Annotated in this window: 14 protein-coding genes; 8 read left to right on the forward strand and 6 right to left on the reverse strand. The window is 57.3% G+C overall.

Annotation, left to right across the window (positions count from 1 at the left end):
• The 6 genes from ACA063_RS14200 to ACA063_RS14225 all read right to left on the reverse strand — a co-directional run bounded on the left by ACA063_RS14200 (position 1) and on the right by ACA063_RS14225 (position 7,142).
• Positions 1 to 1,290, reverse strand: coding sequence for an MFS transporter (locus ACA063_RS14200; protein ID WP_497666387.1), 1,290 nt, complete (start codon positions 1,288 to 1,290; stop codon positions 1 to 3).
• Positions 1,291 to 1,619: 329 nt separating this feature from the next.
• Positions 1,620 to 2,543, reverse strand: a complete 924-nt coding sequence (locus ACA063_RS14205) for a LysR family transcriptional regulator (RefSeq protein WP_497666388.1) — start codon at positions 2,541 to 2,543, stop codon at positions 1,620 to 1,622.
• Positions 2,544 to 2,583: 40 nt separating this feature from the next.
• Entirely contained in the window at positions 2,584 to 3,510 is a 927-nt protein-coding gene (locus ACA063_RS14210; RefSeq protein ID WP_497666389.1) for a helix-turn-helix domain-containing protein, read from the reverse strand.
• A gap of 179 nt (positions 3,511 to 3,689) precedes the next feature.
• On the reverse strand, positions 3,690 to 4,232 hold the full coding sequence (locus ACA063_RS14215; protein WP_497666390.1) for a VOC family protein: 543 nt from the start codon (positions 4,230 to 4,232) through the stop codon (positions 3,690 to 3,692).
• A complete protein-coding gene (locus ACA063_RS14220; RefSeq protein WP_497666391.1) occupies positions 4,229 to 6,121 on the reverse strand; it encodes an oxidoreductase in 1,893 nt (630 codons plus the stop codon). The genes ACA063_RS14215 and ACA063_RS14220 overlap by 4 nt, the downstream gene beginning before the upstream one ends.
• 118 nt (positions 6,122 to 6,239) lie before the next feature.
• Positions 6,240 to 7,142, reverse strand: coding sequence for a LysR family transcriptional regulator (locus ACA063_RS14225; protein ID WP_497666392.1), 903 nt, complete (start codon positions 7,140 to 7,142; stop codon positions 6,240 to 6,242).
• A 362-nt stretch (positions 7,143 to 7,504) separates the two neighbouring features.
• On the opposite strand from ACA063_RS14225, the gene ACA063_RS14230 reads away from it, so the two are divergent.
• The 8 genes from ACA063_RS14230 (at position 7,505) to ACA063_RS14265 (ending at position 18,253) form a co-directional block, all read left to right on the forward strand.
• Positions 7,505 to 8,923, forward strand: a complete 1,419-nt coding sequence (locus ACA063_RS14230) for an alginate export family protein (protein ID WP_497666393.1) — start codon at positions 7,505 to 7,507, stop codon at positions 8,921 to 8,923.
• Between the two features lie 52 nt (positions 8,924 to 8,975).
• Positions 8,976 to 10,691: an arylsulfatase gene (locus tag ACA063_RS14235; RefSeq protein ID WP_497666394.1), complete on the forward strand. Its 1,716-nt coding sequence runs from the start codon at positions 8,976 to 8,978 to the stop codon at positions 10,689 to 10,691.
• On the forward strand, positions 10,681 to 11,577 hold the full coding sequence (locus ACA063_RS14240) for a formylglycine-generating enzyme family protein (RefSeq protein ID WP_497666395.1): 897 nt from the start codon (positions 10,681 to 10,683) through the stop codon (positions 11,575 to 11,577). Before ACA063_RS14235 ends, ACA063_RS14240 begins: the two co-directional genes overlap by 11 nt.
• Before the next feature lie 183 nt (positions 11,578 to 11,760).
• A complete protein-coding gene (locus tag ACA063_RS14245; RefSeq protein WP_497666396.1) occupies positions 11,761 to 13,101 on the forward strand; it encodes an MFS transporter in 1,341 nt (446 codons plus the stop codon).
• A 176-nt stretch (positions 13,102 to 13,277) separates the two neighbouring features.
• Entirely contained in the window at positions 13,278 to 14,561 is a 1,284-nt protein-coding gene (gene salA, locus ACA063_RS14250) for a salicylate 1-monooxygenase (protein ID WP_497666397.1), read from the forward strand.
• An 80-nt stretch (positions 14,562 to 14,641) separates the two neighbouring features.
• Positions 14,642 to 15,580, forward strand: coding sequence for a catechol 1,2-dioxygenase (catA, locus tag ACA063_RS14255; protein ID WP_497666398.1), 939 nt, complete (start codon positions 14,642 to 14,644; stop codon positions 15,578 to 15,580).
• A gap of 48 nt (positions 15,581 to 15,628) precedes the next feature.
• Positions 15,629 to 16,774, forward strand: coding sequence for an NAD(P)-dependent alcohol dehydrogenase (locus ACA063_RS14260; RefSeq protein WP_497666399.1), 1,146 nt, complete (start codon positions 15,629 to 15,631; stop codon positions 16,772 to 16,774).
• A 27-nt stretch (positions 16,775 to 16,801) separates the two neighbouring features.
• Positions 16,802 to 18,253 (forward strand): aldehyde dehydrogenase, encoded by a 1,452-nt coding sequence (locus ACA063_RS14265; RefSeq protein WP_497666400.1) that lies wholly within the window; start codon positions 16,802 to 16,804, stop codon positions 18,251 to 18,253.
• The last annotated feature ends 26 nt before the right edge of the window (positions 18,254 to 18,279 follow it).

An 18,279-nucleotide genomic window follows, 5' to 3' on the forward strand; every position in this document is an offset into this window, starting at 1 on the left:
TCACTCCCGACCAGGGTTTTCGGGGAATACAGCCAGGCAGGCCAAACTGATGGCGCCGCCGGCGAGCAGGTACAGCGCTGGCGCCTGGGGGGTATCCAGAGCCGTCGTGAGCCACGTGGCGATCAATGGAGAGAAGCCGCCGAACAAGGTGACCCCGAAGCTGTAGCTGACTGCGGTGCCCAGCGCGCGGCGATTTTTTGGAAAGGCTTCCATGATCAGGGCGAAGAACGCCCCCGAACCGATGCAGCCTGGCAGTACCAGAATCGCGATGACGAACATCGCCACAAACAAATTGGTGCTCAAGCTGAGCAAGTAGAAGGCTGGCCACGCCAGTAGCACGGGCAGGGTTATCGTCCAGACCAGCAGCTTCTTGCGCAGGCCATGGCGATCGGCAAAGCGACCGGCCAGGGGCGTGATGACAGCCAGGCAGGCACTTGCTACACAGGCGATAACCAAGGCACTACGTTGCGGGTAGCCCAAGGTGACCGTCAGGTAGGCGGGCATGTAGAAAATGAACAGGTATATGCCAATGGTGGCGCTGGCCATCAGGCCGATCGCCAGCAGGGTGTGGCGCAGGTCGATGTGATCGCGCAGCCGACCGTCGCGTTTGGTCGGTTGGGCTTCGTGGGTTTCCGGCAGGAAGCGACGGATGTACCAGCCTAGCGGACCGATGAGCAGCCCCAGTAAAAAGGGAATGCGCCAGCCCCAGTTTTCGAGGTCCTCGGCACTCAACGTGTTGTTTAGCAGTAAACCGAGTCCGGCACCTACCATGGCGGCGTAGCCTTGGCTGGCTGCCTGCCAGCTGACGTTACGACAGCGGTTTGCCGTTGCACTGGACTCCATCAGATACACCGACGCGGTCCCGACTTCACCTCCCGCAGAAAAGCCTTGCATGAGGCGGCCAGCCACCAGCATCAACGTGCCGAACAAGCCAATGTCCTGATACGACGGCGCGAAGGCAATCATCGCAGTGCCGACTGTCATCAGGCTGATTGTGAGGCTCAACGCCGCTTTGCGGCCACGGCGATCGGCGAAGCGCCCAATCACCACAGCACCCACCGGGCGCATGAGAAAACCCACGCCGAAGGTGGCTAAAGACATCAGTAGCGATGCCGTTGCCGACTGCGCAGGAAAGAAATTCTTTGCGATCACGACTGCGAAGAAACTGTAAATCGTGAAGTCATACATCTCCAGGGCATTACCTAGAGCGCAAGCGACTGTGGCTTTCCTGGAACCGTTCACGGGTGGAGCAGCGGTGCAGGGGAGAGGGGGCGCGTGCAGAGTAGTCATCGATTTTTCCTGTGACAGTTTTATTGTTGCCCGAATATCCGGCAAACACTGCCACTGCGCACTTGCGCTTTTGTTCGATGATTAACCGTTAGTTATGATGCTTGGCCGCCCAAGCAGAAGAGGGTGTCAATTGGGTGCGATATTGCCCGATTATCGATCACGCGCACTGTTTGATGGCAGTGAATCGGTCGTCGCATCAGGCTGCGGAGCGGACAATTGCAGGGTTTCAAAGCAATAATCGTGAGGCAATGGTCGCTGCCCCCCGGAAACGAGCCAGACTTAACCATTAGGCATATCGTTGCAGTTTTCTTAAGTTTGTCGAGTCCGCGTTAGCGCGAGGAGTCCATTGACTGATTCTCGGAGATCACGTCCTTGATCGCGTAGTAAAGGTCGCGAGCCGTCGTTGTCAGAGCGTTGCGATCAATACACACCAGGTAGATGGGGTACTCGGGGATGATTTCTTCGATATTGACCTGTATCAGGTCTTCATTGAGCGCCTTGGGTAGCGTATTTGCCATTCCGGCTTCGCTGAGCGTCATGAATGCATCGGCGTGGTGCAATAGATCAAGCGCCAGCAATACCGATGAACACTCGGTGATCCGTTGCGGTGGAGGAATCTCGTTATCTTCGAACATTTGATAGAACTGAGATGAGTGATCGTCGATGGCATCGAGGCTGATCCAGTTCGCAAACTGCAACTGGCGCAGTGAGCGGGAGTGGCGCAGAGGATTGTTTTTTCGACAGACCACCACTCCCTTCATGCGGCTCAACGCTTCCCAATCCAGGTTAAGTCTCTGCGTATGCTGTTGCGAGGTGATAGCGAAATCCAGCGTACCGTCCCGCAGGCGCTGTAGCATCTGGTTGGGACGAAGGTCGACCAGGCGGATGCGAACGCGCGGATTCTTCGTCTGGAACCCAGCGATGCATTCTCCCAACCCCTTGAGCACAGATGTCAGCGAAGTGACACCGACGGTGACCTCACCGACCTGCATATCCCTTATGTTTTCCGCCTCCAGTTGCAGGCGTCGCATGCTCTCGACGGTCAACTGTGCATGGCGAATGATGCGCCGCCCTTCATCGGTGAGCGACATTCCCCTGTGAGAGCGCTGCAGCAGAGCCAGGCCCAGTTCGCTCTCCAGGTCTTTGATTGATCGGCTGATGGCTGGCTGAGTGACATGCAATATTTGGGAGGCTTCACTGATACTTCCGGTTTGGTGGATAGCTACCAGTGCCTTGATTTGATGGAGTTTCACTTAACGACAGGTCCTTGCAGTGCGACGAAGGTGCTGCACGTTACTGCAAGGCCGAGGAGCAAAAAAGCCTGGAAACGTTTTTCTCTCGATACTGCTTGGGTGTCATGAACAGTTTTTCCTGGAACAGTCGGGTCATGTGGCTTTGGTCCGAGAACCCGCAATCCATGGCGACAGCTTTCAACGGAACATCGCGCACCGTGGACAAGATCCGCTCGGCCTTTTTCAAGCGACGCGACTGAACGTATTGATGGGGCGAGACCCCGTACACAGCCCCGAACACACGCACAAAGTACGACGGGCTCAAGTCGACGATGGCGGCCATGTCTTTTACCGTAATGGAGCAGGACAGGTGTGAATCGATGAATTGCTGAAGCTGGTCGCGTTTGATGTTCGTCAGGCGAGACGCGTGCTCGCTGTCTCTCAGGTCACACCGCACATACTGGCGCAGCAGATGAACGCATATCTGTATTTCCAGCGTCTGGGCGAAGATGCTGCTGCCCGGCTCGCCACTCAAGCATTCCATTTCATAGGTTGCCATGAGCCTGGATAGTTTCGCGTCGTTGACCATGGGGCAGTGATCGACAAAAACACCCTCCACATCCTGCTGAAAAACTTCGTTGGCGACCTTCGTCATCATCGCTTGCGAAATGTAGATATGACTGACCTCGATATCGTTCATCCAGTACCACCTGGATGATTCGCCTCGAGTCAAAATGGTCACGTCGTCATCGCCAACGGACCATTTTTGCCATTGCTTGCCATCATGGAAACCAAGATTGGATGTTCCCGATTTCCACCTCACCAATTCGTAATCGCGCATGCAGGGGATGCTGACTTCGGTTTTGTCAAAGCGATAGCCCCGGATCGACATGCCGGTATCTGGCGCCGTGTCGACGGTACCTTTGAACGTTACTTCACCAGGAATAACGTCCAGCATTTTTTCAGGCGTTAGCAAGATAGCACTCATCAGAACTCCCTTTTTATTTGTGTTGGTAGTGGAGTTTTTTCCAGCATTCAGCATTTTTGGGGGTGTTGATGGCGCAGCGTTGTCACATTGAAAAAACTAACACATCCTTCAAGTTTGTAAGCAAAACAGGCTTGCCATCGATCGGGGATTTTTCATCCGTTCGTCTGACAAGCCTTTTCTTACTTTACCTGGATTTCGTGGTCACTCGGATCGGTCGAAGCCGGTCGCCATCGGCGCAGATGAGTGTGACGCTCATAGGCCTGCGCCGATGGGTAAGTCACCAGTTCTATCGTGCTCCCCCAGGGCGTGCGGGTGTAGACGTAGCGATTACCTTCCCCTGCGTCGCCACCCGGGAGGTCGCCAGGTCGGCTGAGCAGAACGCCGCCAGCCTTCTCCAGTCGATTGGCGGCGTCGTCGATATCGTCAACGTAGATGCAGATGTGCTGAATACCCAAATCGCTGGGAACCACAGGCTGCGACTGCTGCACCCCAGTGTAGGAAAACAGCTCCAGGTTGGGGCCGTTACCCAGGCGAAGCATGCGGATTGCGGTAATCACAGCACCGTGTGCGATGCCGAGTCCCACCTCAACCTCAGGCCCCCCCAAGGGCGCGTCGAGCATGTCGTAAAGCGTCTCGGCGCCAAAGGCATCGACGAAGAATCGGGTCGCCGCTTCCATATCCGGAACGGTAATGCCTACGTGTTCGATCGCGCGAACGTTCATGACAACTCTCCTATTTTCGCTGCCGCCCAATATCCGGACTGGGTTGCCTCATACATCCGCCCGCCACGGGACCTCGTCCCGATGCTATGGACGCGAATGTCATCGACGCACGCCTGCAGGACAGTCGAGGCATGGCGCGCAGTCGCCATCACCACGTAGCCGTCATCGGGCGCCGCGCCTGCTGTACTGATCGATACGTCCAGGCACTTTAGAAGGCCGGTGAGATGGTCGCGCTGCATATCATTGGTATCGACACCCACTCCAGCGGGTGAAACAAGGCTGACCTTTTTACCTTGCTCGGCCATCCAAAGGGCGGCAAACATTGCAGTCTCGGTTTCACCAAAGACGGTGAGTTCGTCAGCGGCAGGCAGGTCGCCGTTTGCCAGCAGGTCGGCCACATCCGGACCGTGATCCTGTGCAACGGTACCGGTCGCCAGCAGTACGGTGTCCCACGGGGTCAAGTCGAAGTCAGTTGCATCGGTATTGAGGTGTACTTCGACGCCCACGCGTTCGAGTTCGCTCTCGTAAAACTGGATCATGTTTTTGACCTCCATACGAAACGGGCTCGCAGCTGCCCAGGCATGGAGTTGACCGCCGATGCGATCCGCTTTCTCGACTAACCGCACACTGTGTCCGCGCTCAGCGGCCAGGATCGCGGCCTCACAGCCAGACGGCCCTCCACCGACGATCAGCACGCGCTGTTGTTTGGAAGCAGGGCGGCGAGCCTCACTCGCGCGGCGTTCCTGGCCGAGAGTAGGGTTTATCACGCACTGCGTGCCCTTGCCGTTGAACATCCACCGTGAGATGCACTCATTGACCGCAAGGCATCGGCGGACACTCTGCGGTTGTCCGAGCCGTGTCTTGTTAACTGTTTCGGGGTCCGCAAGCCCGGATCGACCCAAGGCCACAAAGTCGAGCTCGCCATCGGACACGGCTTGCGCCATCTCGTCGAACAGCCAGGTGAGACGACCGACTCCGATCACCGGGATCGAGACACGCTGTTTTACCAATTTGGCGTAGTTGACCAGCGATCCTGGCGCGACCATGGGCAGCAACGTCATTGCAGTGTCGTAGTTCCCGGCACTGACATCCAGGGCGTCGACGTAAGGCTCAAGCATTTCGCAAAAGTTCAGGCCATCCTCCAGAGAGAGGCCGCCCTCATAGGGTTCCATCACGCTTAGGCGATACAGGATAGGGAAATCCGCGCCGACCTGTTCACGTATCCCGCGCACCACGTCGAGGGCGAAACGGGCACGGTTCTCCAGGGAACCGCCCCAACGGTCGGTGCGTTTGTTGGTGAAAGGGGAGAGAAACTGACCGAGCAAATAGCCATGTGCGCCGTGCAGCTCAACGGCATCAAAACCAGCAGCCACGGCGCGCCGGGCACCCTGGACGTACTGGTCGATCAGCCCGGGAATTTCATGTTCTTCGATGGCTCGCGGCGGAGTGCCGAAGGCGCTGGTGATACCTGCTGTCGGCGCGAGCGGCGGTTCGTTACGTTCCGTGTTGCCTTGAGAGTTCTGGCGCCCGGTGTGGTGCAATTGCACCGCAATTTTCGCGCCTTCGCCGTGGACGGCGTCAACCAGATTGCTGAGTCCGCCAATAAACCTGTCATGGTCGATCCGCATCGGGTGGCCCGCCGTGCGCCCGACTTCCCAATCGATAGAGGTGTTCTCGGTGATGATCAGACCAACCCCTCCACGGGCGCGGGCCCGATGGTATTCGATGAGCTTGTCGTCTACCTCACCGAAGGTGCTGGCGAACTGAGTGAAGATCGGCGCTTGCACAAAACGGTTGCGCAATTGCAGGGTGCCGATCCGCCCGGGCTGGTAGAGCGCCGCGGCAGGGCTGTCTGAAGCCACAAGATTTCGGATGTCTGGGTGTGCCATTGCCATCTCCTCATTATTTTTTTTTGAGGGTCGAGCATGGAGTGAGAGCCGGCAGGAGTATTGAACGTTTATGCCGAGGTGTTGAAGAATCCTGCTTTGGCGTCGCGGCTCAGGCGCCTTAATCAGAAAACAACTCAAACATCAGCTGGCGAAGCCAACGATTGGCAGGATCCTTGTTATAGCGAGCATGCCAGAACAGGTTTATTTCGATGTTTGGCAGCTCAACTGGCGTCGGTAGCACCGCGAGCCCGAAGGGTTGTTCGCAGCTGCTGGCGAACCGTTCAGGGACGGTTGCCATCAAGTCGGTGCTTTGAAGAATGTGGCCGACGGCGACGAAATGGGGAACCTCCAGACGTATGTTTCGCTCGATGCCGGCCCGCGCCAGAAACGTATCGACTTCGCCGTGCCCGGTGTTCGCCGCTACGACGCGAACGTGGTCATAACTGCAAAAACGCTCCAGCGTCAACGGTTCCCTGGTAGCGGGGTGGTCCTTGCGGCACATGCAGACATAGCGATGGTGAAACAGGCGCTGCTGAAAAAATCCGGCTTGCAGGTGGGGCAGCAGTCCAACAGCGAGGTCGATCGCACCGTTCTGCAGCCCTTCGGCCAAGGTGTTGGAGGTGTTGCGCAGTGTGCTGATCGAACAACCCGGAGCGCGCTCAGCCAGCGCGTCCATCAGCCGTGGCATGAAGTAGATTTCACCGATATCGGTCATCGCCATCGTGAACCTGCGATTACAGTTGAGCGGGTCAAACGTGTCCTGTCGGCTCAGTGCATCACGCAAGGTCTGAATGGCCAGTGCAACCGGTTCAGCCAACTGGCGGGCATAAGGCGTGGGTTCCATTCCTTGATAAGTGCGTACAAAAAGCTCGTCGTTCAAGGCGACGCGCAGTCGCTTCAGTGCATTGCTGACTGCGGGCTGAGTCAGCTCCAGGTTATCCGCTGCCGTCGACACCCTGCGGTCAATCAGCAGCTGGTTAAACACCAACAGCAGATTGAGATCCAATTCACGTAATTCCATACCGCCTCGTGCAGATTGCGCGCTCATCAAGGGCTGAAAATCTTTGCCCGCCTTGGGTCTGCAGCGCTTTGAAATTGCCGTTGCATGACCCAAGCCTAACAAGTGCCAGTCCGCCCCGTCCATTGCAAACACAATGGAGCTTTGCTTGGCACAAAGCTTTATTCACGTTCGAAATAGTGGGTATTCGTATCACTGCATTTATCACAGCTGATCGCTTGTCCATCATCAATCCTGTGCCGTTGAGCGCACGGCCGTCAGCACAACGGTTCAGTTCTGCAGGAGTGCAGATTGATATTTACATGGGCTGAATGAAAGGACCCGGACACCCGTAATTGCAATAACAAAAATAATAAAGGCTTTGCATGCACATAAAAACTAGCGCTTTGGTTCACTGCTCAATTCCGTGCTTTTTGGTGGCTGCATCAGCATCGTTCGCACACGCTGATGACACCGTAGTCCTTCCGCCAGCCGCTAGTATTCCCTGGGCGGACAATCCCGTTTATCTCGCAGATCCTGAAATACGCAACTCGGATTTTCTCGGGCACATTCGTTATATACCCTTGTCGGATAACGCCAAGGACTACTTGTCTATTGGTGGTGAGGTACGCTACCAATATCAAGACTATGAACATGCGCTATTAGGCGTTGGCGGAGCGAGTAACCCCAACAGCATGCTGCAACGCTTGAGAATCAGCGGTGATCTCAACTTGAGTAATGGTTTGCGGGTGTTTGCTGAACTGGGCGATAACCGTGAGTTTGAGGCAGAACGGGTCAGCCGATTCAATCGCGACAAGACCGATGTTCAGCAGATGTTTGTTGAGCTGACGTCCGGTGATTCCGCCTACGGAACCGTTCAACTGCGCGCCGGCCGATTCGTGATGCCGCTTGGGAGCATTCGATTGGCCGGTCTGCGTGAGGGCGCGAATGTCCGATACACCTACGATGGAGCCAAAGTAACCTGGACCACGCCGTCAAAGTCCCGTTGGGAGCTGTTCTCCGTCAGCCCCACTCAGATTGATCCGCTGAAGTTCGATGATCAACGCGATAAAACCCAGGACTTTTCCGGGTTGTATGGCACCAATGTGTGGAGTCCGGCAGGCAGCCAGGTCGACCTGTACACCTACACGTTCGGGCGCGACAGGGCGACCTACACCAGTAGCACCGGCAGCGAGCGACGCAACAGCTATGGCGCGCGTTTTTACGGCCAGCAGTCGCAGTGGGATTATGACCTTGAAACAGTGCTTCAAGGCGGCAGCAGCGCCGGGCGCAGCATTCGCGCCTGGGGGGTAATGTCCCAGGCCGGTTTCACCTTCAGTGATGTGAAATATTCGCCGCGACTCGGTTTCCGGGCAAACGCATTCAGTGGCGATGACGATCCCAACGACCATACGCTGGGCGATTTCGTTGCCCCTGCGCTTGCCTCCGGCCTGGTATTCACCGATGCGAATTGGTTCACCGCCACCAACATGATCAATATCGCGCCCGTCGTACTTTCTCTGAAGTTTTCCCAGAACGTAAAAGCGGAAGTCAACGTTGACTATCTGATGCGCGAGAGCACCAAAGACGGCATTTACTATTTGCCGACCAGCGCGCCTTATGCGCCGAACCAAGGTGATGCGCGGCATGTGGCCACGAATACAAACTTTATCCTCGATTGGCGACTGAACAGGTTCACCACTGTGCATGCCATGTATACCCACGTGCAGGCGGGCAGGGCGCTGGAGGATATAGGTGGCACCAGTACTGACTATTTCGGGGTGTACACCCAGTTTGTATTTTGACGGGCGATCGGATCCTGAGCCGGTCAGATAAAATAATAAACGGAGACATGTCATGCGTGATGTATTCAAACCCAATCCAATCTGCTCTTTGGCGCTGGCAGCTGGCTTGAGTCTTCTAACGATTCCAGCAAGTTACGCCGCGCCAATCGATGTAAACACGAAGCCCAACATCGTATTGATTGTTGCCGATGACATGGGCTATTCGGACTTGAGTGCCTTTGGCAGCGAGATTCAAACACCGAACATCGATGACATCGCCAACCAAGGCGTAATCTTCAGTAATTACCACACGGCACCGACCTGTTCCCCCACACGCTCGATGCTGATGAGCGGGACCGATAACCACATCGCAGGTGTCGGCACCATGGCCGAGCTCGTTCTTCCGGAACAGAAGGGCAAGCGTGGTTATGAAGGGTACCTGACCGATCGAGTGGTCGCTTTTCCCAAGTTGCTGCAGGCCAATGGCTATCGCACGATGATGGTCGGCAAATGGCATTTGGGCAAAACCCCGGAACTCAGCCCTGTGGCGCGAGGATTTGATCAGTCCTTCGCCCTCATGGAAGGGTCGGCTGACCATTTCACCCAAGGCGGAACCACGGATAAAAATCCCAAGGCGACCTACAAGCTCAATGGCAAAGAGATAGAGCTGCCGAAGGACTTTGGTTACTCATCCGATTACTTCACCACCACGGGCATTCAACAAATCGGCTCACAGAAAAAAGATAAACCTTTTTTCGCCTACCTGGCCTACACCGCTCCCCACTGGCCATTGCAAGTCCCGGCGGCGTACCAAGAGCGGTATCGGGGGTTTTACGATAAAGGGTATGCCTCTGTCGCACAGGCCAGACTTCAGCGGATGAAGGCCAAGGGCCTGGTTGCCGAAGACGTGCAGATCAACCCGGGACCCGACGTCTGGCCTGGTTGGGACAAACTGTCGGCCAAGGAACAGCAGCTGGAAGCGCGGCGGATGGAAATCTACGCCGGCATGATCGCCAACCTTGATGACAACGTCGGGCGTTTGGTCAAGCACCTGAAGGACACCGGCCAGTACGACAATACGGTGTTCGTGTTTTTCTCCGATAACGGTGCGGAAGGCAGCAACCCCGAGGACGTGACGCCAGACAATCCCAAGTGGATTGCCGAACACTTCGACAACTCACTCGATAACATTGGCAAACCCGGGTCCTTCAGTGGCTACGGCCCCAACTGGGCGCGTGTCAGTTCAACGCCTTTCAGAATGTACAAGGCCTTCACCTATGAGGGTGGCATCCGCACAGCCGCATTCATCAAGGGACCGGGCATGCGTCACGGAGAAATTTCCGATACGTACATGAGTGTCAAAGACATCGCCCCTACGTTTCTTGAGCTTGCACATATCGAGCACCCCTCCGTCAGCGATGCCAGTGTTGCGAAAATGCAGGGACGCTCAGCGCTGGGCTTTTTGAGAAAGGACACAGCCACTGTTCATCCCGCAGAGGAGGTCCAATGCACCGAGTTGTTCGGACGTGTCGCGTTGCGCCAGGGGAACTGGAAAATGACCTTCAGTAATGCGCCGTGGGGCACTGGCCAATGGGAGCTGTTTGATATCCGCAAAGATCCCACCGAGTTACACAACCTGGCGGCTCAAGAACCACAGGTCACTCGCTCGTTGTTAAGCCAGTGGCAGGAATGCCAGGCGCGCAACGGGATCGAATGGGATACCGATCTGGCCACGAAAATTCGATTCGGCAATGAGATCAAACATTACGAGACGGCTGATGAACAATAACGGGGTCGATCGCCACGGGGCAGCACTGATCAGCATTCCTCAAGGTCGGTTTCTGATGGGATCTCAAGATCATTACCCTGAAGAAGGCCCCGTGCGCTGGGAGGAGGTCGCAGGGTTTGCCATGCATGCCACTCCCGTGACCAATACCCTGTTCGCCGCGTTTATCGCTGATACGGGTTATGTGACCCAGGCCGAACGGACCCTGGCGCCTGAAGACTATCCCGGTGTGGCACTGAACATGTTGCAGCCAGCATCCCTGGTGTTCATGCCTCCCGACTTCCCCGTCAAACTGGACGACGTCAGTCGCTGGTGGTCATTGGTCCCTGGCGCCGACTGGCGTCACCCACTTGGGCCCGACTCGAATCTGCAAGGTCTGGAACAGCATCCGGTAGTTCACGTGGGTCTGGAGGATGCGCAAGCCTATGCCCACTGGGCGGGCTGCCAACTGCCCACCGAAGAAGAATGGGAATTTGCCGCTTGGGGAGGCCGAACAGGTAGCGAGTTCGTCTGGGGGGATCAACTGGTTCCGGATGGTCGCCATATGGCCAACCTCTGGCAGGGCGATTTTCCCTGGCGCAACCTCGCCCTGGACGGATTTGACCGAACCTCGCCTGTGGGCGCATTTCCCGCGAATGGATACGGTTTGCTGGACATGATCGGTAATGTCTGGGAATGGACAACCACTCCATTCAGCAAGGCCGGGCAGGGCGGCGGAAAGCCTTCCTGCTGCGCCGGCAGCGGTAACGAGAAGGAAATGAGGGTGCTCAAAGGGGGGTCACATCTTTGCGCCCCTGACTACTGCCAACGCTACCGCGCACCTGCTCGATCACCTCAGGCAAAAGACACGACGAGTTCTCACATCGGCTTCAGATGCATACGTCGATGACTTCTATTCAGCCCCGCAATACTGCCTATTCGCCTGGCTGCATTTATCACGCTTGATCGTTTGCCCGTGATCGAAACCATGCCCGCTCCTGAATGCTCTGCGTCACACTATTCATTGGGCACCGCGCAATTCCCGGAGGCGTAGATCTTCCGGCTCTATAACAATGACAAGAAGAGCGATGCCATGCGTACGATTGATGTATCAGCCCTGATTGACGGGGCACGTTTCAACGCCTTCCATGCGCGCGTGCTGTTCTGGTGCGCGCTCATCATCATTTTCGACGGTTATGATCTGGTCATCTACGGGGTCGTCTTGCCCTCGTTGATGACTGAATGGGGCCTCAGTTCGTTGCAGGCAGGTGCGTTAGGTAGTTGTGCGCTGGTGGGCATGATGCTGGGGGCGTTGTTTTTTGGTTCTTTGTCGGACCGGATAGGTCGACGTAAAACCATCATGATGTGTGTCGCCATCTTCAGTGCAGTGACCGCGATCAACGGTCTGGCGCGCAGCCCCGAGGCTTTTGCGTTATGCCGATTCATCGCCGGCCTTGGCATCGGCGGAGTGATGCCCAACGTTGTCGCGTTGATGAACGAGTATGCGCCGAAAAAATCCCGAAGCACGTTGGTCGCGATCATGTTCAGTGGCTACTCGTTAGGCGGCATGCTATCGGCCAGCCTGGGCATGGTGTTGATCCCGCAATGGGGATGGCAGTCGGTGTTTTATGTTGCGCTGATTCCGCTGTTGGCCTTGCCATTGCTAATACGACAACTGCCGGAGTCGATGGATTTTCTCCTGCGTACCGGGCAGACCGTCAAGGCCCAACACCTGTTGGCACAAGCCGAACCCTCTTATGCGCCTACCCCAAATGACCAGTTGAATCAGATGGTCGCCAAAGGCACGAGTGTGTCGATTGCGCAGTTGTTCCAGGACGGACGCAAGTTGAACACCTTCATGCTGTGGTTGGCGTTTTTCTGTTGTCTGCTGATGGTGTATGCGCTGAGTTCATGGCTGCCAAAACTCATGAGTGCTGCAGGCTATGGATTGAACTCCAGCCTGGCGTTTCTGGTGGCGCTAAACCTGGGCGCGATAATCGGTGCGGTGGCCGGTGGATGGCTGGGAGACCGGGTCGGTATCGCCAAAGTCTTGTTCGCGTTCTTCAGTTGCGGCGCGTTAGCCCTGAGCCTCTTGGCGCTCAAGGCGCCGTTGCCGGTACTGTACTTTCTCATCGCCATCGCCGGAGCGTGCACCATCGGCACGCAGATCCTGGCCAACGCCTGCACGGTGCAGTACTACCCCGCGCACATAAGGTCGACAGGGCTTGGCTGGGCGATGGGCGTCGGGCGCACCGGCGCCATCATTGGCCCGTTGCTGGGCGGCGCACTGCATGCCTCATCACTGCCGTTGCAGGCGAGCTTTCTCATCTTCGCAGTACCAGGTCTGATCGGGGCCGTCGCTATTCTGGTTTTTCTGATCCAGACCTCCTCAGGCCGTCAGGCCGCTTCGTCCAGGCAAAGCGTGTCGCAGTAACGATTGCAGCAAAAGGCGAGCGCAAGGATGGGCTCGTATCGCCAATGAATGCTCGTCCCGGAGAGTAATATTCACACTCATGATGGGATGTATGGGTGTTGCGGTATTTATCAATAGCGCTCAGATGACGATGATTTGGTGACTCCAATAACAATCAGCCTCATGGGTAACGTGCTATGCAAACCTCTCAATCCAAATTGCACATCGGTATTGTCGGCGGCGGTATTGCCGGCGTGGCTTTGGCCCTGGACCTGTGCCGTCATTCCCATCTGAGCGTGCAGTTGTTCGAAGCGGCTCCAGCCTTTGGTGAGGTCGGAGCAGGTGTCTCCTTCGGCGCCAATGCCGTCCGTGCCATCGCAGGTCTGGGTATTGCCGAACCCTACCGCAAGATTGCCGACCAGACGCAAGACCCCTGGCAGGACATCTGGTTTGAATGGCGTCGTGGTGAAGATGCCGGTTACCTGGGCGCCAGCCTGGCCGAAGGGGTAGGGCAGTCTTCAGTACATCGTGCTGACTTCCTCGATGCGCTGGCTAGCCAGTTGCCCGAAGGGATCGCCCAATTCAGCAAGCGCGCCGTCAGCGTGGAGCAGGATGCCGACCAGGCTCGCGTCGTGTTCACCGATGGCACTGAGCATCGTTGCGATTTGTTGATCGCCGCGGACGGAATCAAGTCATCGATTCGCGATCATGTGCTCAACGGTCTCGGCCAACCCCTCGTGGCGCCGCGTTTCAGTGGTACCTGCGCCTACCGTGGGATGATCGACAGCGAACAGCTGCGCGCGGCGTACAGAGCCCGGGGTGTCGATGAGCACCTGATCGACGTGCCGCAAATGTACTTGGGGCTTGATGCACATATCCTCACGTTCCCCGTCAAACAAGGTCGGCTTATCAACGTTGTGGCCTTCATTTCCGATCGCAGCCGCCCTGATCCAACCTGGCCGAGCGACTCTCCGTGGGTGCGCAATGCTACCCAGGAAGAAATGCTCTCTGCCTTCAATCATTGGGGAGACGCTGCACGGGTGCTGCTCGAATGCATTCCGGCGCCCACGCTTTGGGCGCTGCATGAACTCGATGAGCTGCCAGGCTACGTACACAACCGCGTGGGACTGATCGGCGATGCAGCGCATGCCATGTTGCCCCACCAAGGCGCTGGCGCAGGTCAGGGTCTGGAAGACGCCTGGCTGTTGGCGCGACTGCTGGCCGATCCGCAGGTCTTGTCCAGTCAGCCGCAAGCGGTGCTCGCGGCTTACGACGCCATCCGTCGTCCACGTGCCTGTCGCGTGCAGCGCACCTCTTGGGAAGCCGGGGAGCTGTATGAAATGCGCGATCCAGCCGTCGCAGATGACGAACAACTGCTGGGTAAAACCCTCGCCGAGCGTTTCGACTGGTTGTGGAATCACGATATGCAGTCCGATCTTCAAGAGGCTCGCGCCCAGTTGGGTTGGCAAGCACTCGCTTAACGACTTGAATCGACCTGCGCGGAGGGAGCATCCAGCGGCTCTCTTCGTTCATGAATACCAATAAGATCCGGTGAATCAAAATGACCGTAAAAATTTCTCAACTGCCGTCTTTGCAGCAATTCTTCCGCCAGGCCTCGGGACTGGACAACAACGAAGGTGATCCACGCCGCAAGCAGATCGTTTTACGCCTGCTGCAGGAAGCCGCCCGAGTGATCGAAGATTTAGAGATCAGCGACGACGAATTCTGGGGCGCGGTTGATTACGTCAACCGACTGGGTGCCAGGAACGAAGCAGGTTTGCTGGTCGCCGGACTTGGCATCGAACACTTCCTTGATCTGCTGGCGGATGCGAAGGACGCCGAAGCGGGCCGGACCGGAGGCACGCCACGGACCATCGAAGGCCCGTTGTATGTCGCAGGGGCTCCAATGAGTGAGCATCAAACCCGAATGGATGACGGGAGCGAGGACGGTGTCGCAACGGTGATGTTTCTGGAGGGGCGCGTCACCGATTTGACGGGGCAGCCAATCGCGGGAGCCACCGTGGATTTGTGGCAAGCCAACACGCAAGGCAACTACTCCTACTTCGACAAGAGCCAGTCCGACTTCAACTTGCGTCGCCGGATTCTCACTGACGCCAATGGGTGCTACCGGGCTCGCAGCATCGTGCCTTCGGGCTACGGTTGCGATCCAACGGGCCCCACGCAGGAGTGCCTCGATCAGTTGGGCCGTCACGGGCAGCGACCTGCGCATATCCACTTCTTCATTTCCGCCCCTGGGCATGAACACCTGACCACGCAGATCAACTTGTCGAATGACGAGTACCTGTGGGACGACTTCGCCTATGCAACACGTGACGGACTGATCGGCGAAGTCAGCTTTGTCGATGACGAGGAACGGGCCGCAGCCAAGGGCGTGGCCGGGCGCTTTGCCGAGATGACGTTCAATTTCAGCCTGCGTGCGGCCGTGAACGAAGCCGCCATCCATCGCAGCCAACGCCCGCGAGCTTTGCAGCCTGCCTGATACGCCGCCGTTTTTTCGACTTCGACGAACTACTGCAAGGAGACAACAATGTCCCAGAACGATGCACCATCGATGAAAGTCCGTGCCGCCGTGCTACGCGCCTCGGGATCCCCATTGGAAATCGAGGACGTCTTGCTTGAGGCGCCTCGGCCAACAGAAGTGCGCGTCCGTGTGGTCGCCACAGGCGTTTGCCACACTGACATGGTGGTCCGGGATCAATTGTTTCCTACACCACTGCCCATCATCCTTGGCCATGAGGGTGCGGGTGTGGTGGATGCGGTCGGTTCTGCGGTCACCACGGTACAACCGGGCGATCACGTGGTGATGACCTACATGTCCTGCGGCCTTTGCCTGCCTTGTGAAACGGGTCACCCGGCACACTGCACGCATATGCACCCGCTGAACTTCGGTGGCGGCCGACTCGATGGCAGTTCCTCCGCTTGCGGGTGTGGCAACAACCACGCTATCCACGACCATTTCTTCGGCCAGTCCTCCTTTTCGACTTACACGATCGCCAATGAGCGCAACGTGGTCAAAGTCTCGAAACAGGCACCACTGGAACTGTTGGGCCCCCTGGGTTGCGGCATCCAGACGGGCGCAGGTTCAGTGCTCAATGCACTCAAGGTGGAAGCCGGATCGAGCTTTGCCGCCTTTGGTGCGGGCGCGGTCGGACTGGCAGCGGTCATGGCAGCGAAGGTCGCCGGCGCTACGACCATCATTGCAGTGGATGTCACCCCGAGTCGCCTGGAACTGGCGCGCGAACTGGGGGCTACCCATGTCATCAACAGCCGCGAAGAAGATCCGGTTCAACGTATTCAGGCCATTACCCAGGGCGGTGTCAATTATAGCCTTGAATGCTCCGGTCGTTCCGAAGTGCTTCGTCAGGCGATCGACGCACTGACCACACTGGGCACCTGTGGCATCGTCGGCGCCACCAAAATGGGCACCGAAGTGGCCTTCAATATCAACGACGTGATGATTCCCGGTAAACGGATCATGGGCATCGTCCAGGGCGATGTCGTTGCCAACGCCTTTATTCCAAAGCTGGTTGATCTGTATCTGCAGGGCCGATTCCCCTTCGACAAACTGTGCAAGTTTTACGCGTTCGAGGAGGTGAACCAGGCGATGGCCGACAGCGAGCGCGGTGTCACCATCAAACCGATCCTTCGCATGCCAGTCCCTGCTTCGGTCTGACTTTTTCCATTTCCAGAGGAACCCGCAATGACCGTTCAACTCGTGATAGACAATCAAAAACTCGACGCCTCCAATGGCAAGACTTTCCAGCGCGTCGATCCGCTCAGCGCTGCGACTGTAAGCGTAGGTGCAGCTTGCAGCGTCGAGGACGCCATCCGTGCCGCCGAATCTTCCGAGCGCGCCTTCCGGACGTGGTCCAGAACCGGCCCAACCGAGCGCCGACGCATACTGCTGGCGGCAGCTGATGCCCTGGAATCGAAAATGGCGCAATTCTGCTCGGTCATGGCCGAGGAGATTGGCGCTTCGCAACTGTGGGCACAATTCAACGTGGGCGCATCGGCCAACCTGCTGCGTGAAGCGGCGGCCCTGACCACGCAAATCAAAGGCGAAACCATTCCTACCGACAAGCCAGGCGCACTGTCGATGACGTTGCGCCAGCCGGTGGGCGCGGTACTGAGCATCGTGCCCTGGAATGGTCCGGTCATCCTGGGCGCACGCGCTATTGCCTACCCACTGGCGTGCGGCAACACGGTGATTTTCAAAGGTTCGGAAAGCAGCCCACGTACGCATGCGTTGCTGGCGGAAGCGTTCTACGATGCTGGTCTGCCTGCGGGCGTGTTGAACTTTCTGATCAGCGCGCCAGAGGACGCATCTGCCGTGACTGAGGCGCTGGTAGCGCATGACATTGTGCGTCGAGTGAATTTCACCGGCTCGACCAAGGTTGGCCGCATGATTGCCCAGACCTGCGCCAGTCATCTCAAGCGCTGCCTCCTGGAGCTGGGTGGCAAAGCCCCTTTCATTGTTCTGGATGACGCGGATATCGAGGGGGCAGTCAACGCTGCCGTTTTCGGAGCATTCCTTTACCAGGGACAAATCTGTATGTCGACCGAGCGTTTCGTGGTCGATGAAGCGGTTGCCGACCAATTCGTTTCCCGTTTCGCAGAACGCGTGCGGTCGCTGGAGACCGGCGTGCCATCTACGACTCCAAGCTGCGTGATTGGCCCGATGATCAGCCAGGGCTCTGTGCAACGGATCAATCACCTACTCGACGACGCCATTGGAAAGGGCGCTGACATTGTTGCTGGCGGCCTGGCGGAAACTGCCTTGATGGGCCCGACACTGGTCGATCGGGTGACCCGTGAGATGTCGATCTACGACGAAGAGACCTTTGGCCCGGTGACAACGATCGTCCGGGTGAAAGGCGCCGAACAGGCGCTGCAGGTGGCCAACGACACCGCCTACGGTCTTTCGTCCTCAATATTCAGTCGCGATGTCACACGGGCATTGGAGTTGGCCGGCCGACTGGATGCCGGCTGCGTACACATCAACGGCGCCACTGTGCAAAACGAGCCGCAGGCTCCCTACGGTGGCATGAAGAAGAGCGGCTATGGACGCTTTGATGGCAGCGCAGTCATCGAGGAGTTTACCGAGGTCAAGTGGGTTACGGTTGAACCCTCTAACCAGCCTTATCCCTTCTAAAATTGAAACCGGCGCGTAATGCGCCG

This window comes from Pseudomonas sp. LBUM1643, assembly GCF_059716215.1.

What these genes read in the sequence shown, in the direction of transcription:
- ACA063_RS14200 (WP_497666387.1), bottom strand. Translation starts at nt 1,290, where the DNA reads ATGACTACTCTGCACGCGCCCCCTCTCCCCTGCACCGCTGCTCCACCC.
- ACA063_RS14210 (WP_497666389.1), bottom strand. Translation starts at nt 3,510, where the DNA reads ATGAGTGCTATCTTGCTAACGCCTGAAAAAATGCTGGACGTTATTCCT.
- ACA063_RS14215 (WP_497666390.1), bottom strand. Translation starts at nt 4,232, where the DNA reads ATGAACGTTCGCGCGATCGAACACGTAGGCATTACCGTTCCGGATATG.
- ACA063_RS14220 (WP_497666391.1), bottom strand. Translation starts at nt 6,121, where the DNA reads ATGGCACACCCAGACATCCGAAATCTTGTGGCTTCAGACAGCCCTGCC.
- ACA063_RS14225 (WP_497666392.1), bottom strand. Translation starts at nt 7,142, where the DNA reads ATGGAATTACGTGAATTGGATCTCAATCTGCTGTTGGTGTTTAACCAG.
- ACA063_RS14230 (WP_497666393.1), top strand. Translation starts at nt 7,505, where the DNA reads ATGCACATAAAAACTAGCGCTTTGGTTCACTGCTCAATTCCGTGCTTT.
- ACA063_RS14235 (WP_497666394.1), top strand. Translation starts at nt 8,976, where the DNA reads ATGCGTGATGTATTCAAACCCAATCCAATCTGCTCTTTGGCGCTGGCA.
- ACA063_RS14240 (WP_497666395.1), top strand. Translation starts at nt 10,681, where the DNA reads ATGAACAATAACGGGGTCGATCGCCACGGGGCAGCACTGATCAGCATT.
- ACA063_RS14245 (WP_497666396.1), top strand. Translation starts at nt 11,761, where the DNA reads ATGCGTACGATTGATGTATCAGCCCTGATTGACGGGGCACGTTTCAAC.
- salA (WP_497666397.1), top strand. Translation starts at nt 13,278, where the DNA reads ATGCAAACCTCTCAATCCAAATTGCACATCGGTATTGTCGGCGGCGGT.
- catA (WP_497666398.1), top strand. Translation starts at nt 14,642, where the DNA reads ATGACCGTAAAAATTTCTCAACTGCCGTCTTTGCAGCAATTCTTCCGC.
- ACA063_RS14260 (WP_497666399.1), top strand. Translation starts at nt 15,629, where the DNA reads ATGTCCCAGAACGATGCACCATCGATGAAAGTCCGTGCCGCCGTGCTA.
- ACA063_RS14265 (WP_497666400.1), top strand. Translation starts at nt 16,802, where the DNA reads ATGACCGTTCAACTCGTGATAGACAATCAAAAACTCGACGCCTCCAAT.